Annotated in this window: 11 protein-coding genes; 7 read left to right on the top strand and 4 right to left on the bottom strand. The window is 66.6% G+C overall.

Features of this window, described 5'->3' with window-relative positions:
* Nucleotides 1-5: 5 nt before the first annotated feature.
* The 4 genes from ACIOU8_RS11210 to ACIOU8_RS11195 all read right to left on the bottom strand — a co-directional run bounded on the left by ACIOU8_RS11210 (nucleotide 6) and on the right by ACIOU8_RS11195 (nucleotide 3895).
* The gene (locus ACIOU8_RS11210) at nucleotides 6-1124 is read right to left on the bottom strand and encodes a fatty acid desaturase family protein (RefSeq protein WP_400789472.1); all 1119 of its coding nucleotides are present in this window, start codon (nucleotides 1122-1124) and stop codon (nucleotides 6-8) included.
* Between the two features lie 147 nt (nucleotides 1125-1271).
* On the bottom strand, nucleotides 1272-1556 hold the full coding sequence (locus ACIOU8_RS11205) for a hypothetical protein (protein WP_400789267.1): 285 nt from the start codon (nucleotides 1554-1556) through the stop codon (nucleotides 1272-1274).
* Nucleotides 1557-1733: 177 nt separating this feature from the next.
* The gene (locus ACIOU8_RS11200) at nucleotides 1734-2675 is read right to left on the bottom strand and encodes an intradiol ring-cleavage dioxygenase (protein WP_400789265.1); all 942 of its coding nucleotides are present in this window, start codon (nucleotides 2673-2675) and stop codon (nucleotides 1734-1736) included.
* A gap of 89 nt (nucleotides 2676-2764) precedes the next feature.
* Nucleotides 2765-3895, bottom strand: a complete 1131-nt coding sequence (locus ACIOU8_RS11195) for a low temperature requirement protein A (RefSeq protein WP_400789470.1) — start codon at nucleotides 3893-3895, stop codon at nucleotides 2765-2767.
* A 352-nt stretch (nucleotides 3896-4247) separates the two neighbouring features.
* Here ACIOU8_RS11195 and ACIOU8_RS11190 point away from each other — a divergent pair, with 352 nt between their 5' ends.
* From ACIOU8_RS11190 to ACIOU8_RS11160, 7 genes are all read left to right on the top strand, one after another.
* The gene (locus ACIOU8_RS11190) at nucleotides 4248-5780 is read left to right on the top strand and encodes a sugar transferase (RefSeq protein WP_400789262.1); all 1533 of its coding nucleotides are present in this window, start codon (nucleotides 4248-4250) and stop codon (nucleotides 5778-5780) included.
* A gap of 98 nt (nucleotides 5781-5878) precedes the next feature.
* Nucleotides 5879-7027: a DUF1972 domain-containing protein gene (locus ACIOU8_RS11185; protein ID WP_400789260.1), complete on the top strand. Its 1149-nt coding sequence runs from the start codon at nucleotides 5879-5881 to the stop codon at nucleotides 7025-7027.
* Nucleotides 7024-8139: a Gfo/Idh/MocA family protein gene (locus ACIOU8_RS11180; RefSeq protein WP_400789257.1), complete on the top strand. Its 1116-nt coding sequence runs from the start codon at nucleotides 7024-7026 to the stop codon at nucleotides 8137-8139. Before ACIOU8_RS11185 ends, ACIOU8_RS11180 begins: the two co-directional genes overlap by 4 nt.
* Nucleotides 8140-8141: 2 nt before the next feature.
* A complete protein-coding gene (locus tag ACIOU8_RS11175) occupies nucleotides 8142-9029 on the top strand; it encodes a hypothetical protein (RefSeq protein WP_400789255.1) in 888 nt (295 codons plus the stop codon).
* Nucleotide 9030: 1 nt separating this feature from the next.
* Entirely contained in the window at nucleotides 9031-10170 is a 1140-nt protein-coding gene (locus ACIOU8_RS11170; RefSeq protein WP_400789252.1) for a glycosyltransferase family 4 protein, read from the top strand.
* Nucleotides 10171-10336: 166 nt separating this feature from the next.
* Nucleotides 10337-10975 (top strand): DUF4352 domain-containing protein, encoded by a 639-nt coding sequence (locus ACIOU8_RS11165; RefSeq protein ID WP_400789250.1) that lies wholly within the window; start codon nucleotides 10337-10339, stop codon nucleotides 10973-10975.
* Nucleotides 10976-11039: 64 nt separating this feature from the next.
* Nucleotides 11040-15752 carry a PKD domain-containing protein gene (locus ACIOU8_RS11160; RefSeq protein ID WP_400789247.1) on the top strand — a complete coding sequence of 1571 codons (4713 nt, stop codon included), beginning with the start codon at nucleotides 11040-11042 and terminating at the stop codon, nucleotides 15750-15752.
* The last annotated feature ends 18 nt before the right edge of the window (nucleotides 15753-15770 follow it).

Here is a 15770-nt window from a genome sequence, read left to right as displayed (position 1 = left end):
GCGGTCTACGCGCGGACGAACTGCGCGGCTGCGGGGCAGTCGAACGGATCGGCACCGGCGGCGAGGCCGACACGGTTGAGGTACTCGATGACGATCGCGTACGAGCGCAGGAGGCTCGTCTCGGTGTACGGCACGTCGTTCGAGATGCAGTAGTCGCGGACGATCTCACGGGCCTTGGCGAGATTCGGGCGCGGCATGTTCGGGAACAGGTGGTGCTCGACCTGGTAGTTGAGACCGCCCATGAGCCAGGTGGCCCACCATCCGCCGCGGATGTTGCGCGAGGTGCGCACCTGCTTCGAGAAGAAGTCGAGGCGAGCGTTCGGGTCGATGATCGGCATGCCCTTGTGGTTCGGAGCGAAAGACGCCCCCATGTAGACACCGAAGACGGCGAGCTGCACGCCCATGAAGGCGAACGCCATGCCGAGCGGGAGCATCAGGAAGACCGGGACCAGAACGATCGCGAAACGGAGGGCGATCAGGCCCAGCTCGATCCAGCGGCCCTTGGCCTTCTTGCTCGTCACCAGGTGCTTGACGCCGAGGTAGTGGAGGTTGAGCCCCTCGAGCGTCAGGAGCGGGAAGAACAGCCATCCCTGCTTGCGTGTGATCAGGCGGACGATGCCGCGCGACTGCGCCGCATCCGTCTCGAGGAACGAGATCGTGTCGACCTCGATGTCGGGGTCCTTGCCGACCTGGTTCGGGTTTCCGTGGTGCTTGGTGTGCTTGGAGTCCCACCACGAGTAGCTGATGCCGACGACGCCGGCGGCCAGGATACGAGCGAGGCGGAAGTTCGCTGGGCCCGAAGTGAGGATCTGGCGGTGCGCCGCCTCATGGGCGAGGAACGCCACCTGCGTGAGGACGAGGCCGAGACCGGCAGCGATCAGCAGCTGGAACCAGCTGTCGCCGAGCAGGATGAAGCCGGTGATGAGTCCCCCGAGGGCGACTGCGAGGCCAGCGGCGACGAAGATGTAGAACCATCCGGCGCGCTGCAGAAGGCCGGTCTCCCTGACCACCTGCGACACCTGCTTGTAGGCGTGCGTCATCGGGGGGATGTCTGCGTTCCCGGCGTACGTCTGGCGTACCGGTCCGAGCGTGGCTGCGGTCTTTTCGACCTGTGAAATGGAGATGTTGCTCTCCCGTCGATTGGAGCCCTTGAGCTGTGGTAAGCCCAAGGCAGATCGCCCAACGCTTAACTCAACCTAACCCCCCGCACATGCGCCGTGGGGAATACGTCGGCACCCCTTGACGATTCACAGGTGCTGTGAATGAAACGGTCAGGCGCGGGCTCGACGCGGGCGCCGTCTCAATGCGCGCGGAAGGGTGAAAGAGAACGTGCGCGCGCGGTGCTTCGGTGCGCTTGCGGCCTCGAGAGCCTCGCGCGCGTCATCGAGGGAATCGAACGCCCCGAGCTCGGTCCCGCGCTGATCGCGGGCAAGGTGCGTGGCGCCGTCGAATTCGACGAATCCGGCGAACTCGCCGGATCGGGTCGCGACATGCACGTCTGCGTCGGCCTGTTTCCAGGTCAACGGATCGGAAGGAGGAAGGGTGGTCATGCTCATGGTCATACTCATTGCTGTGTGACGGGCGCGCGATATCGCGACCCGCAAGATGTGAGATCGAGGGCGGATGCCGCGCGCATCGATGCACGCGGTCCGGAATGGCCCTGATCAGTGGCTCCGTGGACGGCCTAGATAGGGCCAGAACACACGGTGCTTCATCAGTCTAGCAGGTCGGCATCACCGGCGCTCGGCGTCACCGGCGCTCGGCGTCGTGGCCGTGTCGACGCCGACCACGAGCGCTGCGGAGTAGCCCGCGCTCACGTCACCGGTGACTGTGGCCAGCTGAAGCGCGGCGGAGTCGTCGCCGAATACGTTGTCTCCGGCGAGGCTCGTCCGTGAGAGGTTCTGGGCGGACCCCGGGTACCGGGAGTCGGCGTATACGGTGGCGCAGACATCCTCCGGCAGCGCGAGCTGGGACGTGGCGATGGCGTTGGTCGAGTCGGTGATCGAGTCGACGTCCGGATAGACCTCGAAGTGGATGTGCGGCCAGCGGCCCGAATAGCAACCGGGGAAGATCGAGGTGAACGAGACCCTGCCGTCGGCATCCGCGACCTGCACCCCGCGGAGGTAGGTGACATCCTCGAGGCCGGAGGAGTACATCGAGTACTCGCCCTCAGCCGTGCAGTGCCACGCGTAGACCGCGACTCCCTCGAACGGGACGCCGCCGTTCGCGAGGTCGATGACCTGAAGTTCGAAGGTGAGCGGTATGCCGTCGGCGGTGGCCGACCCGTCGATCGAGGTCGTGATGTCCTGACGCACGATGCCCGAATCCTCGAGGACATCAGGCCCGTTCGAGCCGTCGCCGGGGTAGGGCCCTGCGGTCTCATCAGGGATCTCTCCCGCCGCAGACGCGGCCGTCGATCCCGACGAGCCTCCGGTGCCTGTCGTCGACGTCGAGCCGCTCGTGTCCGACGTGCTGCTCTCCGACGGCGCGCACGCGGCGAGGACCACCGCGCCCACACCGAGTCCGGCGAGTCCGAGAAGGCCCCGGCGGGTCATCAGTGTGCGGATGTCGAAAGAGGCGCCCTGATCGACGACCTCCTCATCGGCGCGGTCGAGCAGCCGCCCTTCGTATGTCGGGCCCTCAGGGGTCTGGACGGGTTCGGGGATGCGGCTCATGATCGTGCTCCTCTCGGCGTGGACGGATGTCGATGTACCCATGGTCACGGAAGAAGCGATCAGCGAGCTATGCCTCGTCTATGCGATGTCTATGGCTCCCGCCGCACCGGCGGGTGCAGGACGAGCACGACCACGATCGCTACGAGGACGGCGGCCGTGATCACCACCGGGATCGGCAGGATCGGGTCGAGCAGCACCACCACCGCGCCGAGGGGGACGACCGTGTTCACCACCCTGTCGGCGTTCTCGCGGATCGCGATCCACCAGATGCCCAGCAGGAAGATCGCGATCGGAATCGTCACCGTGAGCGAGGCGACGGCCTGGGAGAGATGGCTCTCGCCGGTCAGGACGTCGAGCTCGACCTCGATTCCCGCCGAGAAGGCAGCGGCCGCGCCGAAGACGAGATAGTGCGTGTACCCGTAGCGGAGCGAACGTCCGAACGTCGTGATCGCCCTGTGGTGCGGAGCCCAGAAGTAGATCCACCAGAGCGAGGCGGTCACGACCAGCGTCAGTGCCGAGATCGAGATGAGCGGGACGAAGGAGTCGAGCTCGTTCTTCGCGTCGATGATCGCATTGGCGGAGGCGAGGAGACTCTCGCCCAGGACGATCAGCGTGAAGAGCCCATAGCGCTCAGTGATGTGATGCGGGTGCCACGGAGTCTGCCGGCGATGCTCGGCGAACACCGGCACGCTGATCTCGAGGAGTGCGAAGACCACGAAGGCCAGGAGCTGGAGCGGCCCTGAGGGGATGAGCAGGAACAGCACCCACAGCACCTGCACGCCGGCGATGCCGAAGGCGTACCGACGAGTCGCATCCTTCAGCTCCCCCGCTCCACGTGACGCTCGCAGCCACTGCGCGATCATCGCGACGCGCATCACGATGTAACCGATCACCGGGACGGTGAAGTCTCCGTGCTCGAACGCCGCGGGGATCCCGGCCGCCAGTACTAGCACTCCACCCATCTGCACGACTGTGGTGACTCGGTAGAGCCAGTCGTCGGTGTCGAACGAGGTGGCGAACCACGTGAAGTTCATCCACGCCCACCACACCGCGAAGAACACGAGTGCATAGGAGGTGATGCCGTGGACGAAGTCACCGTGACTCAGTGCGTGGTGCAGCTGTGCCGAAGCGATGCTCACCGCGACGACGAAGACGAGATCGAAGAAGAGCTCGAGCATGCTGGCGCTGCGATGGGATTGCGCAGGATCCCTGGGCAGCATGCGACTGAGGTGGAAGCGGGGTACTGAGCTGGTGGTCACGCGGTCAGAATATCGGCGCCGCTCGCCGCCCGAGCTCGCGTACCGGAATAAAGGTTGATCCACTCGCATGAATTACCTTTCGCTGAACGTTGTGTTCCGCTAGAGTGAACGAAGTCTGCAGTGCCTGCTGCCAGCAACACCGTGTGGGACGGTGACCGCTACTCGTGATTTGGGATCACGGATGCAGCAGGACCCGAGGGGTCGGGACGCAGACGATGCCATGGACGTGGGGTCCGTGGTCTGGGGAATATCTGGGGATAACTATGGCGCACTGGGGAATTCTGCGTACATTCAGGGCTCAAGGGGCTTCGGCATGACTTCCGTCGAGGATGCCCTGAGCATCACTCGCACGGGGTCGGTCTTCACGCCGGTCTCTGCTCCGCGAGCCGCCAAGTCGGTCACGCGCACGGTGGTCACACCTCGCGTGTCCGCGACGCTGGAGCGACGCCGTCAGTGGGAGCGGCGTTATCGGATGCGGCTGCGGATCACGGATGCTGGGGTCATCCTGTTCGCGGTCGGAATCACAGCAGCGATGCAGGTGATGACCGGTGTCGCAGGGGAAGAGGCCCTGCGCAACGGCATTCTGCTTGCCTCGCTCTGGTATCTGATGCTCGGCGCGCTGCACACCCGTGATGCAGCGCTGTTCCGCGCCAGCGCCACCGAGTACCGCGGCGTGGCACACGCCAGCGGGCTGGCGTTCGGGATCATCGCCATGCTCAGCGTCGTGCTCGGCTGGCAGACGATGCAGCTCGTGCTGCTCGTCGGCCTGCCGCTCGGGGTCCTCACCCTGCTCGTCACCCGCTGGGCGTGGCGGCACTGGCTGACGACGCAGCGTGCGCGAGGGCGTTTCGCCTCGCGTACGCTCGTCGTCGGCAACCGCGACGACGTCGAGTACGTCATCCGCACCCTGCACCCGATCGGCGCCTCCGGGTACCAGGTCGTCGGTGCGACGCTGCTCGACGGCAACGCACGCGACGTCGAAGCCCGCGGCGAGCAGTTCCCAGTGCTCGGCAACGTCAACTCCGTCTCGACGGTGGCCGCCGAGCTGGGCGCTGACACGATCATCGTGGCGAGCCGGCCAGACGGCGAGCCCGACTTCGTGAAGCACCTCAGCTGGCAGCTCGAAGGCACCGCCGCCGAGCTCGTGCTCTCGAGCCGCCTCACCGACGTCGCCGGCCCGCGCATCTCCTTCGCCCCGGTCGAGGGCCTTCCGCTGATCCAGGTGCAGATCCCCTCCTACGAGGGTGGTCAGCACGTTCTCAAGCGCGCACTCGACATCGCCGTCGCCTCCGTCGCACTCATCCCGATCGCGCTGATCACGCCGATCCTCGCGCTGCTCGTCAAGCTCGATTCTCCGGGGCCGCTGTTCTTCTCGCAGGAGCGGGTCGGTCGCGACGGGCGCACCTTCAAGATCATGAAGTTCCGCTCGATGAAGACCGACGCCGAGCAGCAGCTCGCCGCTCTGAAGGAGCAGAACCAGGGAGCCGGCCTGCTGTTCAAGATGAAGGACGACCCGCGTGTCACCCGCGTGGGCCGGATCCTGCGCAAGCTGTCGCTCGATGAGCTCCCGCAGTTCTGGAACGTCCTGATCGGCGACATGAGCGTCGTGGGCCCGCGTCCGCCGCTGCCTTCCGAGGTGACCGCGTACGACGGCACGGTGTTCCGTCGCCTGTACATCAAGCCCGGAATCACGGGGCTCTGGCAGGTCTCGGGCCGCAGCGACCTCTCGTGGGATGAGAGCGTCCGCCTCGACCTGCGTTACGTCGAGAACTGGTCCGTGATGAACGATCTGCAGATCATGTGGCGTACTGCCAAGGTCATGGTGCAGCCCAGCGGGGCATACTAGTCACAGAACGCTGTGGTTCGGTCCGCCGGGGAGGCGGATGCAGGACCGTAATGCAGCGAAGTGGATGCGGGAGCATCCGAAATGAGGGGAAAATCACCGTGCCATCAACCGTCCGGATACTTGGCACCCACGGCGTTCCCGCCGCGTACGGCGGATTCGAGACCGCCGCTGAGAATGTCGGTCTGTATCTGCGGGATCAGGGCTGGAACGTCATCGTCTACTGCCAGCTTCCCGGGGAGGGACCGACGACGGTCGATGAGTGGAACGGGCTCCAGCGAGTCCTCGTCCACGAGCCTCGTGAAGGATGGAAGGGCACGTCGGCATTCGACCTGACCACGATCCGTCATGCGATGCGCGAGCACGTCGACGGCGACGTCTGGCTCACCTTCGGCTACAACACCGGAGTGTTCGACGTCATCCCGCGGCTGCGACGGATCCCCAACGTCATCAACATGGACGGCATGGAGTGGACCCGCAAGCGCTGGGGCATCGTCAAGCAGGGCATCCTGCTGGCCAACGAGCGCCTCGCGGGCCTGGTCGGCGACGTGCTGATCGCCGACCACCCGGTGATCGCCACGTACCTCCGTCGGCACTTCGGCACGCGCCGGGTGCAGACGATCACCTACGGCGCCCATGAGGTGACCGATGCTCCGACAGGCCCTGTCGAAGAGCTCGGACTCGTTCCCGACCGCTACGCGATGATCGTGTGCCGACCGATTCCCGAGAACTCGGTGCTCGAGATCGTCCAGGCGTGGTCTTCCGCCGAGCGAGGCATGCCCCTCGTCGTGGTCGGCCCGTACGGCGATGATGACCCGTATCACGTGGCTGTGCGCGCCGCGGCATCCGACGAGGTGCTGTTCCCCGGGGCGATCTTCGACCCCGAGCGCTTGCAGTCGCTGCGCTTCCACTCCGCTCTGTACCTGCATGGGCACACCGTCGGCGGCACCAATCCGTCCCTCGTCGAGGCGATGGCGGCCGGCAATGCGGTGATCGCTCACGACAACGCGTACAACACCTGGGTCGCAGGACCCGACAACGCCTACTTCGCCGGAGCCGACGATCTCGCCGACCTGCTCGACGATGTGCTTTCCGACGACAGCAGAAGGCTGCGCATGGGCGCCGCCAGCCGCGCTCGTTTCCACGCCGAGTTCACGTGGACCAAGATCGGCTCCGAGTACGAGCACGCACTTCTCACGGCCCTCGCACGACGAGGGCACGCACAGCAGCAGACAGGGGTAAACGCATGATCGATGTGGCAGTGGTCGGACTCGGCAAGATGGGGCTGTCTCATCTGTCGATGATCAAGGCGCACCCTGACGTGAATCTCGTCGGCGTGTGCGACGCGACCGGATATCTCCTCGACATCCTCGCGAAGTACACCGGGGTCAAGACATACAAGGACCTCGACAGGATGCTCGATGAGTCCCGGCCCCAGGCCATCATCATCGCGACACCGACCCACCTGCACGCAGGGATGATCCGGAACGCCCTCGAGCGCGGCATCCACGTCTTCTGTGAGAAGCCGCTCGTGATCGATCCGGCCGACAGCGTGGAACTGACCGCGCTGGCCGAGCAGAAGGGCCTCGTCACGCAGGTCGGGTATCACAACCGCTTCGTCGGAGCCTTCCTCGAGGTCAAGCGACTGCTCGACCTCGAGGCCATCGGCACCGTGAACACCGCTCTCGCTGAGGCCTACGGCCCTGTCGTGCTCAAGCCCGCCGGGCGGACCTGGCGCAGCGAGCGGGCGACCGGAGGCGGCTGCCTGTACGACTACGCGGCCCATCCGCTCAATCTCCTCACCTGGTACCTCGGCACTCCCGAGTCCGTGAGCGGCAGCCAGCTGACGAGCATCTTCTCGGCACAGATCGACGACGCCGTCGCGAGCACGCTGCACTACCCGCAGGGAACCGCGCAGATCATCTCGAACTGGTCGGATGAGTCACAGCGCAAGATGACGACCAAGATCACTCTGTGGGGCACCGACGGCCGGATCTACGCCGATCGCCAGGAGATCCATGTCTACCTGCGCGACACCGCCACCATCCCCGAGGGATACCGCGTGGGGTGGAACGTCAGGTACACCACCGACCTCACCGAGGCGCCGTGGTTCTACTTGCGCGGCGAGGAGTACAGCGCGCAGCTGGACTCGTTCGTCCAGCGTGCCCAGGCCGGCGCATCGGCAGGCACGAACGACTTCGCATCGGCAGCGGTCACCGACAGGGTGATCTCGATGATCAGCGAGGACGCGGTGCGCGAGGACTCGCGTCTGACCGCAGAAGCAGCATCCGATCTCGCCGTGCAGACGGCACCGAAGGGGCGCATCGCGGCAGCGTTCAGCGCCCTGCGTGGAGGGAAATGACCATGACGACACCCACTCGCACCATGGACCGACTGCTGTTCGGCGACAACCAGTTCTTCGGCGTCAATCACATGTCGGAGGAGAAGGCCCGCGCACAGCAGATGCGGTTCCAGGACACCGACGCGATCATGGGAGTCCTCGACGCGGCCTATGACGAGGGCGTGCACACGTTCATGTGCACGACCCACGATCGGATCGCCGAGGTCACCGACCACGTGCGCGCCCACCCCGACCGCTACGCCGATATGACGTTCTTCCCGTGCATGCCGTACGCGCACAAGTACGCCAATGCTGTGACGGAAGACGGATTCCTCGGAGCCATCCGAAAGTTCCTCCCCGAGGAGGGGCTGCTCGACAGCATCGCCCGCGGGACATCGTCGTTCGCACGCAAGGACATCGAGGGCGTGACGACGCTGCTCATCGACGCCGAGATGAAGATGTTCGAGGGCTTGAACACGCCGGTCATCTGGCTGCAGAACGTCGTCGTCGACCTGCTCTCGGGCCTCGGATTCACCGACGCATTCCGCATCTTCGCCGACCACGTGCGCAAGCGCTACAACGCGGAGCCGGGCTTCATCACGATGAACCTTCCTCGTCTGCTCGACGACCTCGACAAGGCCGGCGTCGAGAACCCGATCGTGTGCTCGAACATCAACAAGCTCGGGTTCCGCATGTCCGGAGGCGTCGACGCCTACCGCGAGGCGATGGACAAGCGCCCCTTCCGTGCGGTCGCGATGTCGGTGTACGCGAGTGGCGCGATCCCGCCTCGCGAAGCCATCGAGTGGGTGACTGGCCTGCCGAACCTCGAGTCGATCGTGTTCGGCGCATCGAGCCGCGCGAACATCGCGTCGACGGTGAGCCTCGTCGACGAGTACTGGCCCCAGCGCTGACATGCCGAAGGGTGACGCGAACGTCGTTCTGATCGCCAACCCCGGGGCCGACCTGTACGGCTCCGACAGGATGGTGCTCGAGACCGTCCGCGCGCTCGTGGGCGCCGGCCGGCGGGTCGTCGTGACCGTGCCGGCCACCGGCCCTCTCGTGCCTCTTCTCGAGGAAGCCGGAGCAGAGGTCGTGGAATGCGTGACGCCGATCGCACGCAAGGGCCTGCTGAGCCCACGCGGTCTGCTCACGCTGTTCGCCACCTCGGTCAGGGCGATCGTGCCCGGACTGCGGCTCATCAAGCGGGTCGACCCCGGTGCCGTGATCGTCAACACGATCACTCCCCCGCTGTGGATCCTGCTCGGTCGGTGGAGTCGGCGACTGACGATCTGTCATGTGCACGAAGGCGAGGGATCCGTCGCCGGCGTCGTGCGTCGTGCGCTCTATCTGCCGCTTGTGTTCAGCCATCGGGTGATCGCGAACAGCGACTTCACACGTCGAGTTCTCGCAGAGGCAGCGCCACGGGTGCGGCAGCGGACGGTGGTGGTTCACAACGCCGTCCCCGGTCCGGCAGAGGTCGTGCCTCCGCGCACCCCGCTCACCGCGCCGACGCGGCTCCTCTATGTCGGCCGCCTCTCGCACCGCAAGGGCGTTCACGTCGCGATCGACGCGCTGCACGCGCTCGTCCGTGATGAGCGCGACGTCCGGCTCGACGTGGTCGGAGCGGTCTTCCCCGGCAACGAGGCCTACCTCGACGAACTGCATGCGCAGGTCGACCGCCTCGGCCTCGGCGGGCGCGTCTCGTTCCTCGGATTCAAGGCGTCGGTGTGGAGCGACCTCGCGCAGAGCGACATCGCCGTGATCACCTCGCTCGTCGACGAGACGTTCGGGAACACGGCCGTCGAGGCGGCACTGGCCGCGAGACCCGCCGTCGTGAGCGAGGTCGGCGGTCTGCCGGAGGCGGTGAGCGCATCGCAGAGCGCGACGCTGGTGCCGCCGGGAGACGCAGGCGAACTGGCGTCGGCGATCGCCGCGAAGATCGACGACTGGCCGACCCAGGCGCAGCTCGGTGTCGCGGATTCCTCCGCGGTGGCCGAGGCGTTCTCGACCAGGCGCTACTCCGACGGAATCCTCGCCGCACTTCTTGGCTGAAGGTCACTAGAAGTCTGTCCACACGTATCTTGTTCCCTATCCGGTGGACCTGATAGGATCACGCGTACTGGGGATTGTGTCATTTGGGGATGACACTCGCTGATCTGATCCGTCGTTGACGGGTCTTGTCGGCAACCCTGATTGGGGAATCTGGGGATCGACGATCATGGTGATTGCGCGTGCATTCATATCCATCGCGACGCTCGCGCTCTGCGTGAGCCTGGTCGCTTGCAGCGGTGGTTCCGAGCCGCCGAGCGGAGCGGAACCGACGACGACGTCGTCGGCGACTCCTGCTCCTGATCCGACCTCGGGCGCCGGTCCTTCGGAGAACGAAGGGGCCACGGACCCCGATCAGCCGATCGCGAAGGTCGAGCGCGCGGGACAGACGGATGCCCCGACGGTGCACGCGGATCCCGCCGACACCACAGGCTCCGTCTCGTACGACGACGGCGTGAGCGTGAGCATCGACGAGATCGCGTTCGCCAAGGAGACTTCGCAGGGCCCGGGAAGCTTCCCCGACCGCGAGTACGCCCGCCTGACGATCACCATCGACAACGGCTCGTCGGAGGCCATCGATCTCGGCACATCCGTGCTCACTCTGCTGGACGCAGGTGGAGCCACCGCTGTGCGCGTGTACGCCGCCGAGGCCGAGGCGGTCGACTTCGCCGGCACTCTCGAAGCAGGCGAGACCGCATCCGCCGCATACGCCTTCGCCATCCCCGCCGGTGCGCGCGACGAGGTCACCCTGGTCGTCGATTTCGACGGCGACCACACATCCGCCGTCTTCCGCGGAGAGCTCGACTGACATGCCCGTCGCGAGCCCATCCGCAGCCACTCGACCCGACCGCTTCTCGCCACGAGGAACCTCCATGACACGCAACGCCCGCGGAGCACATCGTCTCCGCCGCCTCATCGCCGCGCTCGCCACCGCAGCGACGGCACTCGCCACGATCGCCTTCATCGCCCTTCCGCTCGAGTCGGCGCAGGCCGACACCGCAGGTCAGCCCGACACCGTCACCGCAGATGTCCTGCCCACGTGGCAGATCAACGGCGTCGTGTGGAGCCAGGCCGTCGCAGGCAACACGGTCTACGTCACCGGCAGCTTCACCAAGGCCCGCCCGCCGGGAGTCGCTGCGGGTGGCCCTGGGGAGATCGACGCGAACAACGTCTTCGCCTTCGACATCACCACGGGCAACCCCGTGCCGAACTTCAGCCACTCGTTCGACGGCCAGGGCCTCGTGGTCCGCGTCACACCCGACGGTCAGACCGTGTACTTCGGCGGGGACTTCACCGCGGTCGACGGCCAGGCGCGTGCACACGTCGCCGCCTTCGACGTCGCCACCGGCGCGATGCTCAACTGGGCCCCCCGCACGGACGGACAGGTCAGGGGCTTCGCGTTCTCGGGCGACACCGTCTACGTCGGTGGCAACTTCCGCTCCAGCGGCGGTCTGGCGCGCAGCGAACTGGCAGCATGGAACACCACCACGAAGGCCATCACGGCGTGGGATCCCTCTGCGGCCGGAGACGGGTTCGTCTGGGACATGCTCGCCAGTCCCGACGCCTCTCGCATCATCGTCGGCGGCTCGTTCACCACAGTGAACGGCGCGAGCGCCTACGGCATGGCATCGATCGACGCGGCCACCGGCACCGCCGCGCCCTGGGCCGCCACCGATCGGATCAGGACCGCGGGTCTGAACGGAGCCATCTCGAGCCTCAGCACGGACGGCACGCAGGTCTACGGCACCGGCTACGCGTTCGGTGCCGGTGCAACGTTCGAGGGCACGTTCGCCGCCGATCCGTACACAGGCGCGATCAACTGGGTCAACGACTGCCTCGGCGACAGCTACGGAAGCTTCCCACAGGACGGCGTCCTCTACTCTGTCTCGCACCGGCACGACTGCAGCGTGGTCGGAGCGTTCGGTGACACCAATCCGCGGTCACGGTGGATCAAGGCGACCGCCGAGAGCACCACGCCTACCGGGATCATCTCCAAGAAGGACGCCTACGGGTGGGACTTCACCGGACTCCCGTACACCGAGCAGCTCAACTGGTATCCCGACCTCGAGTTCGGCACCTACACCAGCTCGCGACAAGCAGCCTGGTCGGTGACCGGCAACGCGGACTACGTCGTCCTCGGCGGCGAGTTCCCGAAGGTGAACAACGTCGCCCAGCAGGGACTCGTGCGGTTCGGCAAGACCAACGTCTCACCTCACGCGGTCGGCCCCGTGTACAACGCCGGGCTCACTCCGGCCCCGTACTCGAACGAGTCGGGTGTGGTGCGCGTGCCCTTCATCAGCGCGTGGGACCGAGACAACGCGACGATCACCTACGACGTGTACCGCAGCCCGTGGACGAAGGTCGGAACCGTCACCCGCACCGACGGCCGGTTCTGGAATCTGCCCAGTCTGAGCGTCACGGACAGCGGTGCGACGCCCGGCGCGCAGGTGCGCTATCAGGTCAAGGCGACGGATGCCGACGGCAACGTGCAGTGGAGCGCCTGGTCGCCCTACGTGACGGTGTCGAGCACACCGACAGCGGCGTACCGGGCAGCCGTGCGCGACAGCGGGGCGAGCCACTACTGGCGACTCGACGAGACGACCGGCACACGTCTGTTCGACGACGTCGGTGATGCACCCGGCACGGCATCCGGCCTCACGCTCGGATCGAGCGGGGCGATGCTCAACAACCCGAACGCCGCGGTCACGTCCTCGGGCGGAAGCTCGCCCAGGATGACGACACAGGATGTCAGCACGGCGGACGCATCAGTCACCGTCGAGGCGTGGGTGAAGACCACCAACACCAGGGGCGGGCGCATCGTCGGGTTCGGCGACTCCGCCACCGGGACCTCGACGTCGGGCACCACCGATCGAGTTCTCTATCTCGACAACTCGGGCCGCGCGAACTTCGCGATCAACGACGGCTCGTACCGTACGATCTTCAGTCGCACCGCAGTGAACGACGGCAACTGGCACCACATCGTCGGCACTGTCGGCGCTGAGGGCATGCAGCTCTTCGTCGACGGCACGCGCGTCGGCCGCGACCAGGCTCGCACTGCGCCGAAGATCTACGACGGCTACTGGCGCATCGGCGCCGACCAGACGAACGGCTTCACCAACAAGCCGACCAACGCCGGACTCGCGGGTTCCATCGATGATGTGGCCGTGTACCCCGCCGCGCTGACGCAGAGCGACATCCAGTCGCACTACCTGGCGAGCGGACGCTCGGCTGCCTGGACCGCGGCACCCGCCGATGTCTACGGCGCGGCAGTCGCGACCGACAAGCCCGACCTGTATTGGCGCCTCGACGAGACCGCTGCGGGAACGATCGCCGATTCCGCCGTCGGCGGCACGACAGGCAACCCGTCGGGGACCGTGTCTCGCGGGCAGGCGCCGGCCATCGGCACCGGGACCGCGACGACCTTCAACGGCTCCAGTGCGCTCGTGGTCGCGCAGGAAGCGTGGACAGCGCCGACCACGTACAGCGCAGAGCTGTGGTTCAAGACGACGAGCACCAGAGGTGGCACGCTGATCGGATTCGGCAACGCCACCAGCGGGCTCAGCTCCACCTACGATCGCCACGTCGTCATGCAGAACGACGGCAAGCTCCAGTTCGGAAGCGGTCAGCCGCAGACGAGCCTGGTGACGCCAACGGCCTACAACGACGGGCAGTGGCACCACCTGGTGGCCGCGCAGGGAGCCGACGGCATGAAGCTGTGGGTCGATACGCAGCTGGTCGGCAGCAACTCGATGGCAGGCGCCGAGAACTACCGAGGCTACTGGCGCATCGGCGCTGACCGCACCTGGGGCAGCACCTCCAGCAACTACATCGCCGGAACGCTCGATGAGGTCGCCGTGTACTCCTCGGTGCTCTCGGAGCAGCGCGTCCGAGAGCACTACGCGGCGAGCGGTCGCACCGTTCCGGGGCGCGCCCCGGAGGCGGCGTTCACCTCGGAGACGAACAAGCTGAACATCGACGTCGACGCGAGCACCTCGAGCGACGCCGACGGCGACCCTCTGGCGTACGCGTGGGACTTCGGCGATGGCACGACGGCGAACGGCGCCACAGCGTCGCACGCCTACGCATCGGGCGGCACCTATACGATCACGCTCACGGTGACGGACAGCACCTCGCTGATCGACGCCGTGACGCGGTCGGTGACCGTGGCACCGAATCAGGCTCCGACAGCCGTCATCGGCGCGACGACCGATCACCTCGACGTCGCGCTCGACGGATCGGACTCCTCCGACCCGGATGGCACGATCGCGACCTACGCGTGGGACTTCGGCGATGGGACCACCGGCACCGGGGCGACCGTGAACCATACGTACGCGACGGCCGACACATTCACCGTCACTCTCGTCGTGACCGACGACAGCGGCACGACGTCGAGCACGACGCGTGACGTCACGACGACGCCGGCCCCGAACCAGGACCCGACGTCCGCGTTCACCACCTCGACGGATCTGCTCGAGCTCACGGCCGATGGCACGAGCTCGACGGACCCCGACGGCACGATCGATTCGTACGCGTGGGACTTCGGCGACGGGGAGACCGGGACGGGAGCCACCGCCACCCACACCTACGCGAGTGTCGGCACCTACACAGTGACCCTCACGGTCACGGACAACCGCGGCGGAACCTCGACGGTGAGCCACGATGTCGCCGTCTCGGCGAACGCGGTGCCGACCGCTGCGTTCACCACCTCGGTGACGGGCCTGGCGGTGGCAGTGGACGGCTCGGGCTCCGCAGACGCTGACGGCTCGATCGCCACCTACGCCTGGGACTTCGGAGACGGCGCCACGGGCACGGACGCGACCGCGACCCACACCTACGCCGCGGGCGGCTCCTACACGGTGACGCTCACGGTGACGGACGATCGAGGGGCTACCGCCACCACGACCGAGTCGGTCACGGTCTCGGCTCCACAGGTCTGGGCTCAGGATGCCTTCACACGCACGGCCACCAACGGCTGGGGCACTGCGACCACCACAGGCGGCCCCTGGACGATGTTCCCGAGCAGTGCGACGGCTCTGAGCAAGTTCGGGGTCAATGGCACCGGTGGCACCGTCACCCTGTCGGCGGGCAACAATTACACCGCCTCGCTCGCGGGCTCGACGCCGTCGACCGACACCGAGGAGCGGTTCACGCTCGCCTTCAACCAGGCGTCGACGGGCGGCGGGTTCTACTTCTCGGCACTGGGACGACAGATCGACAACGCGAACGACTACCGCGCGAAGTTCCGTGTGGCGTCGAACGGTGCCGTGGCAGTCTGGCTGACCAAGACGACCGGCGGAGCAGAGACGGTCCTGTCGTCGATGACCATCCCCGGACTCTCGGTCACGGGCGCCGACCAGTTGAGCGTCCGGTTCCAGGTGACCGGCACCAACCCGACCACTCTCAGGGCGAAGGTGTGGCGAACTGCCGCCACCGAGCCGACCGGGTGGACGATCACGACGACGGATGCCACGGCCGCCCTGCAGGTTCCCGGCTACGTCGGTGTGAACAGTTACCTGTCGGGAAGCGCGACGGCCGTGCCGGTCGTCTACACGTACGACGACTTCTGGGCGGGTCCTGCGCAGTAGCCAGCACCGATGAGGAAA

This window comes from Microbacterium sp. NPDC087589 (assembly GCF_044743635.1).
Taxonomy (GTDB): Bacteria; Actinomycetota; Actinomycetes; order Actinomycetales; family Microbacteriaceae; genus Microbacterium.
This window is presented reverse-complemented; position numbering and strand designations above follow the sequence as displayed.

Coding starts and splice junctions, on each gene's coding strand:
- ACIOU8_RS11205 (WP_400789267.1), bottom strand. CDS start 1,556: ATGAGCATGACCACCCTTCCTCCTTCCGATCCGTTGACCTGGAAACAG.
- ACIOU8_RS11200 (WP_400789265.1), bottom strand. CDS start 2,675: ATGAGCCGCATCCCCGAACCCGTCCAGACCCCTGAGGGCCCGACATAC.
- ACIOU8_RS11195 (WP_400789470.1), bottom strand. CDS start 3,895: ATGCTGCCCAGGGATCCTGCGCAATCCCATCGCAGCGCCAGCATGCTC.
- ACIOU8_RS11190 (WP_400789262.1), top strand. CDS start 4,248: ATGACTTCCGTCGAGGATGCCCTGAGCATCACTCGCACGGGGTCGGTC.
- ACIOU8_RS11180 (WP_400789257.1), top strand. CDS start 7,024: ATGATCGATGTGGCAGTGGTCGGACTCGGCAAGATGGGGCTGTCTCAT.
- ACIOU8_RS11175 (WP_400789255.1), top strand. CDS start 8,142: ATGACGACACCCACTCGCACCATGGACCGACTGCTGTTCGGCGACAAC.
- ACIOU8_RS11170 (WP_400789252.1), top strand. CDS start 9,031: ATGCCGAAGGGTGACGCGAACGTCGTTCTGATCGCCAACCCCGGGGCC.
- ACIOU8_RS11165 (WP_400789250.1), top strand. CDS start 10,337: ATGGTGATTGCGCGTGCATTCATATCCATCGCGACGCTCGCGCTCTGC.
- ACIOU8_RS11160 (WP_400789247.1), top strand. CDS start 11,040: ATGACACGCAACGCCCGCGGAGCACATCGTCTCCGCCGCCTCATCGCC.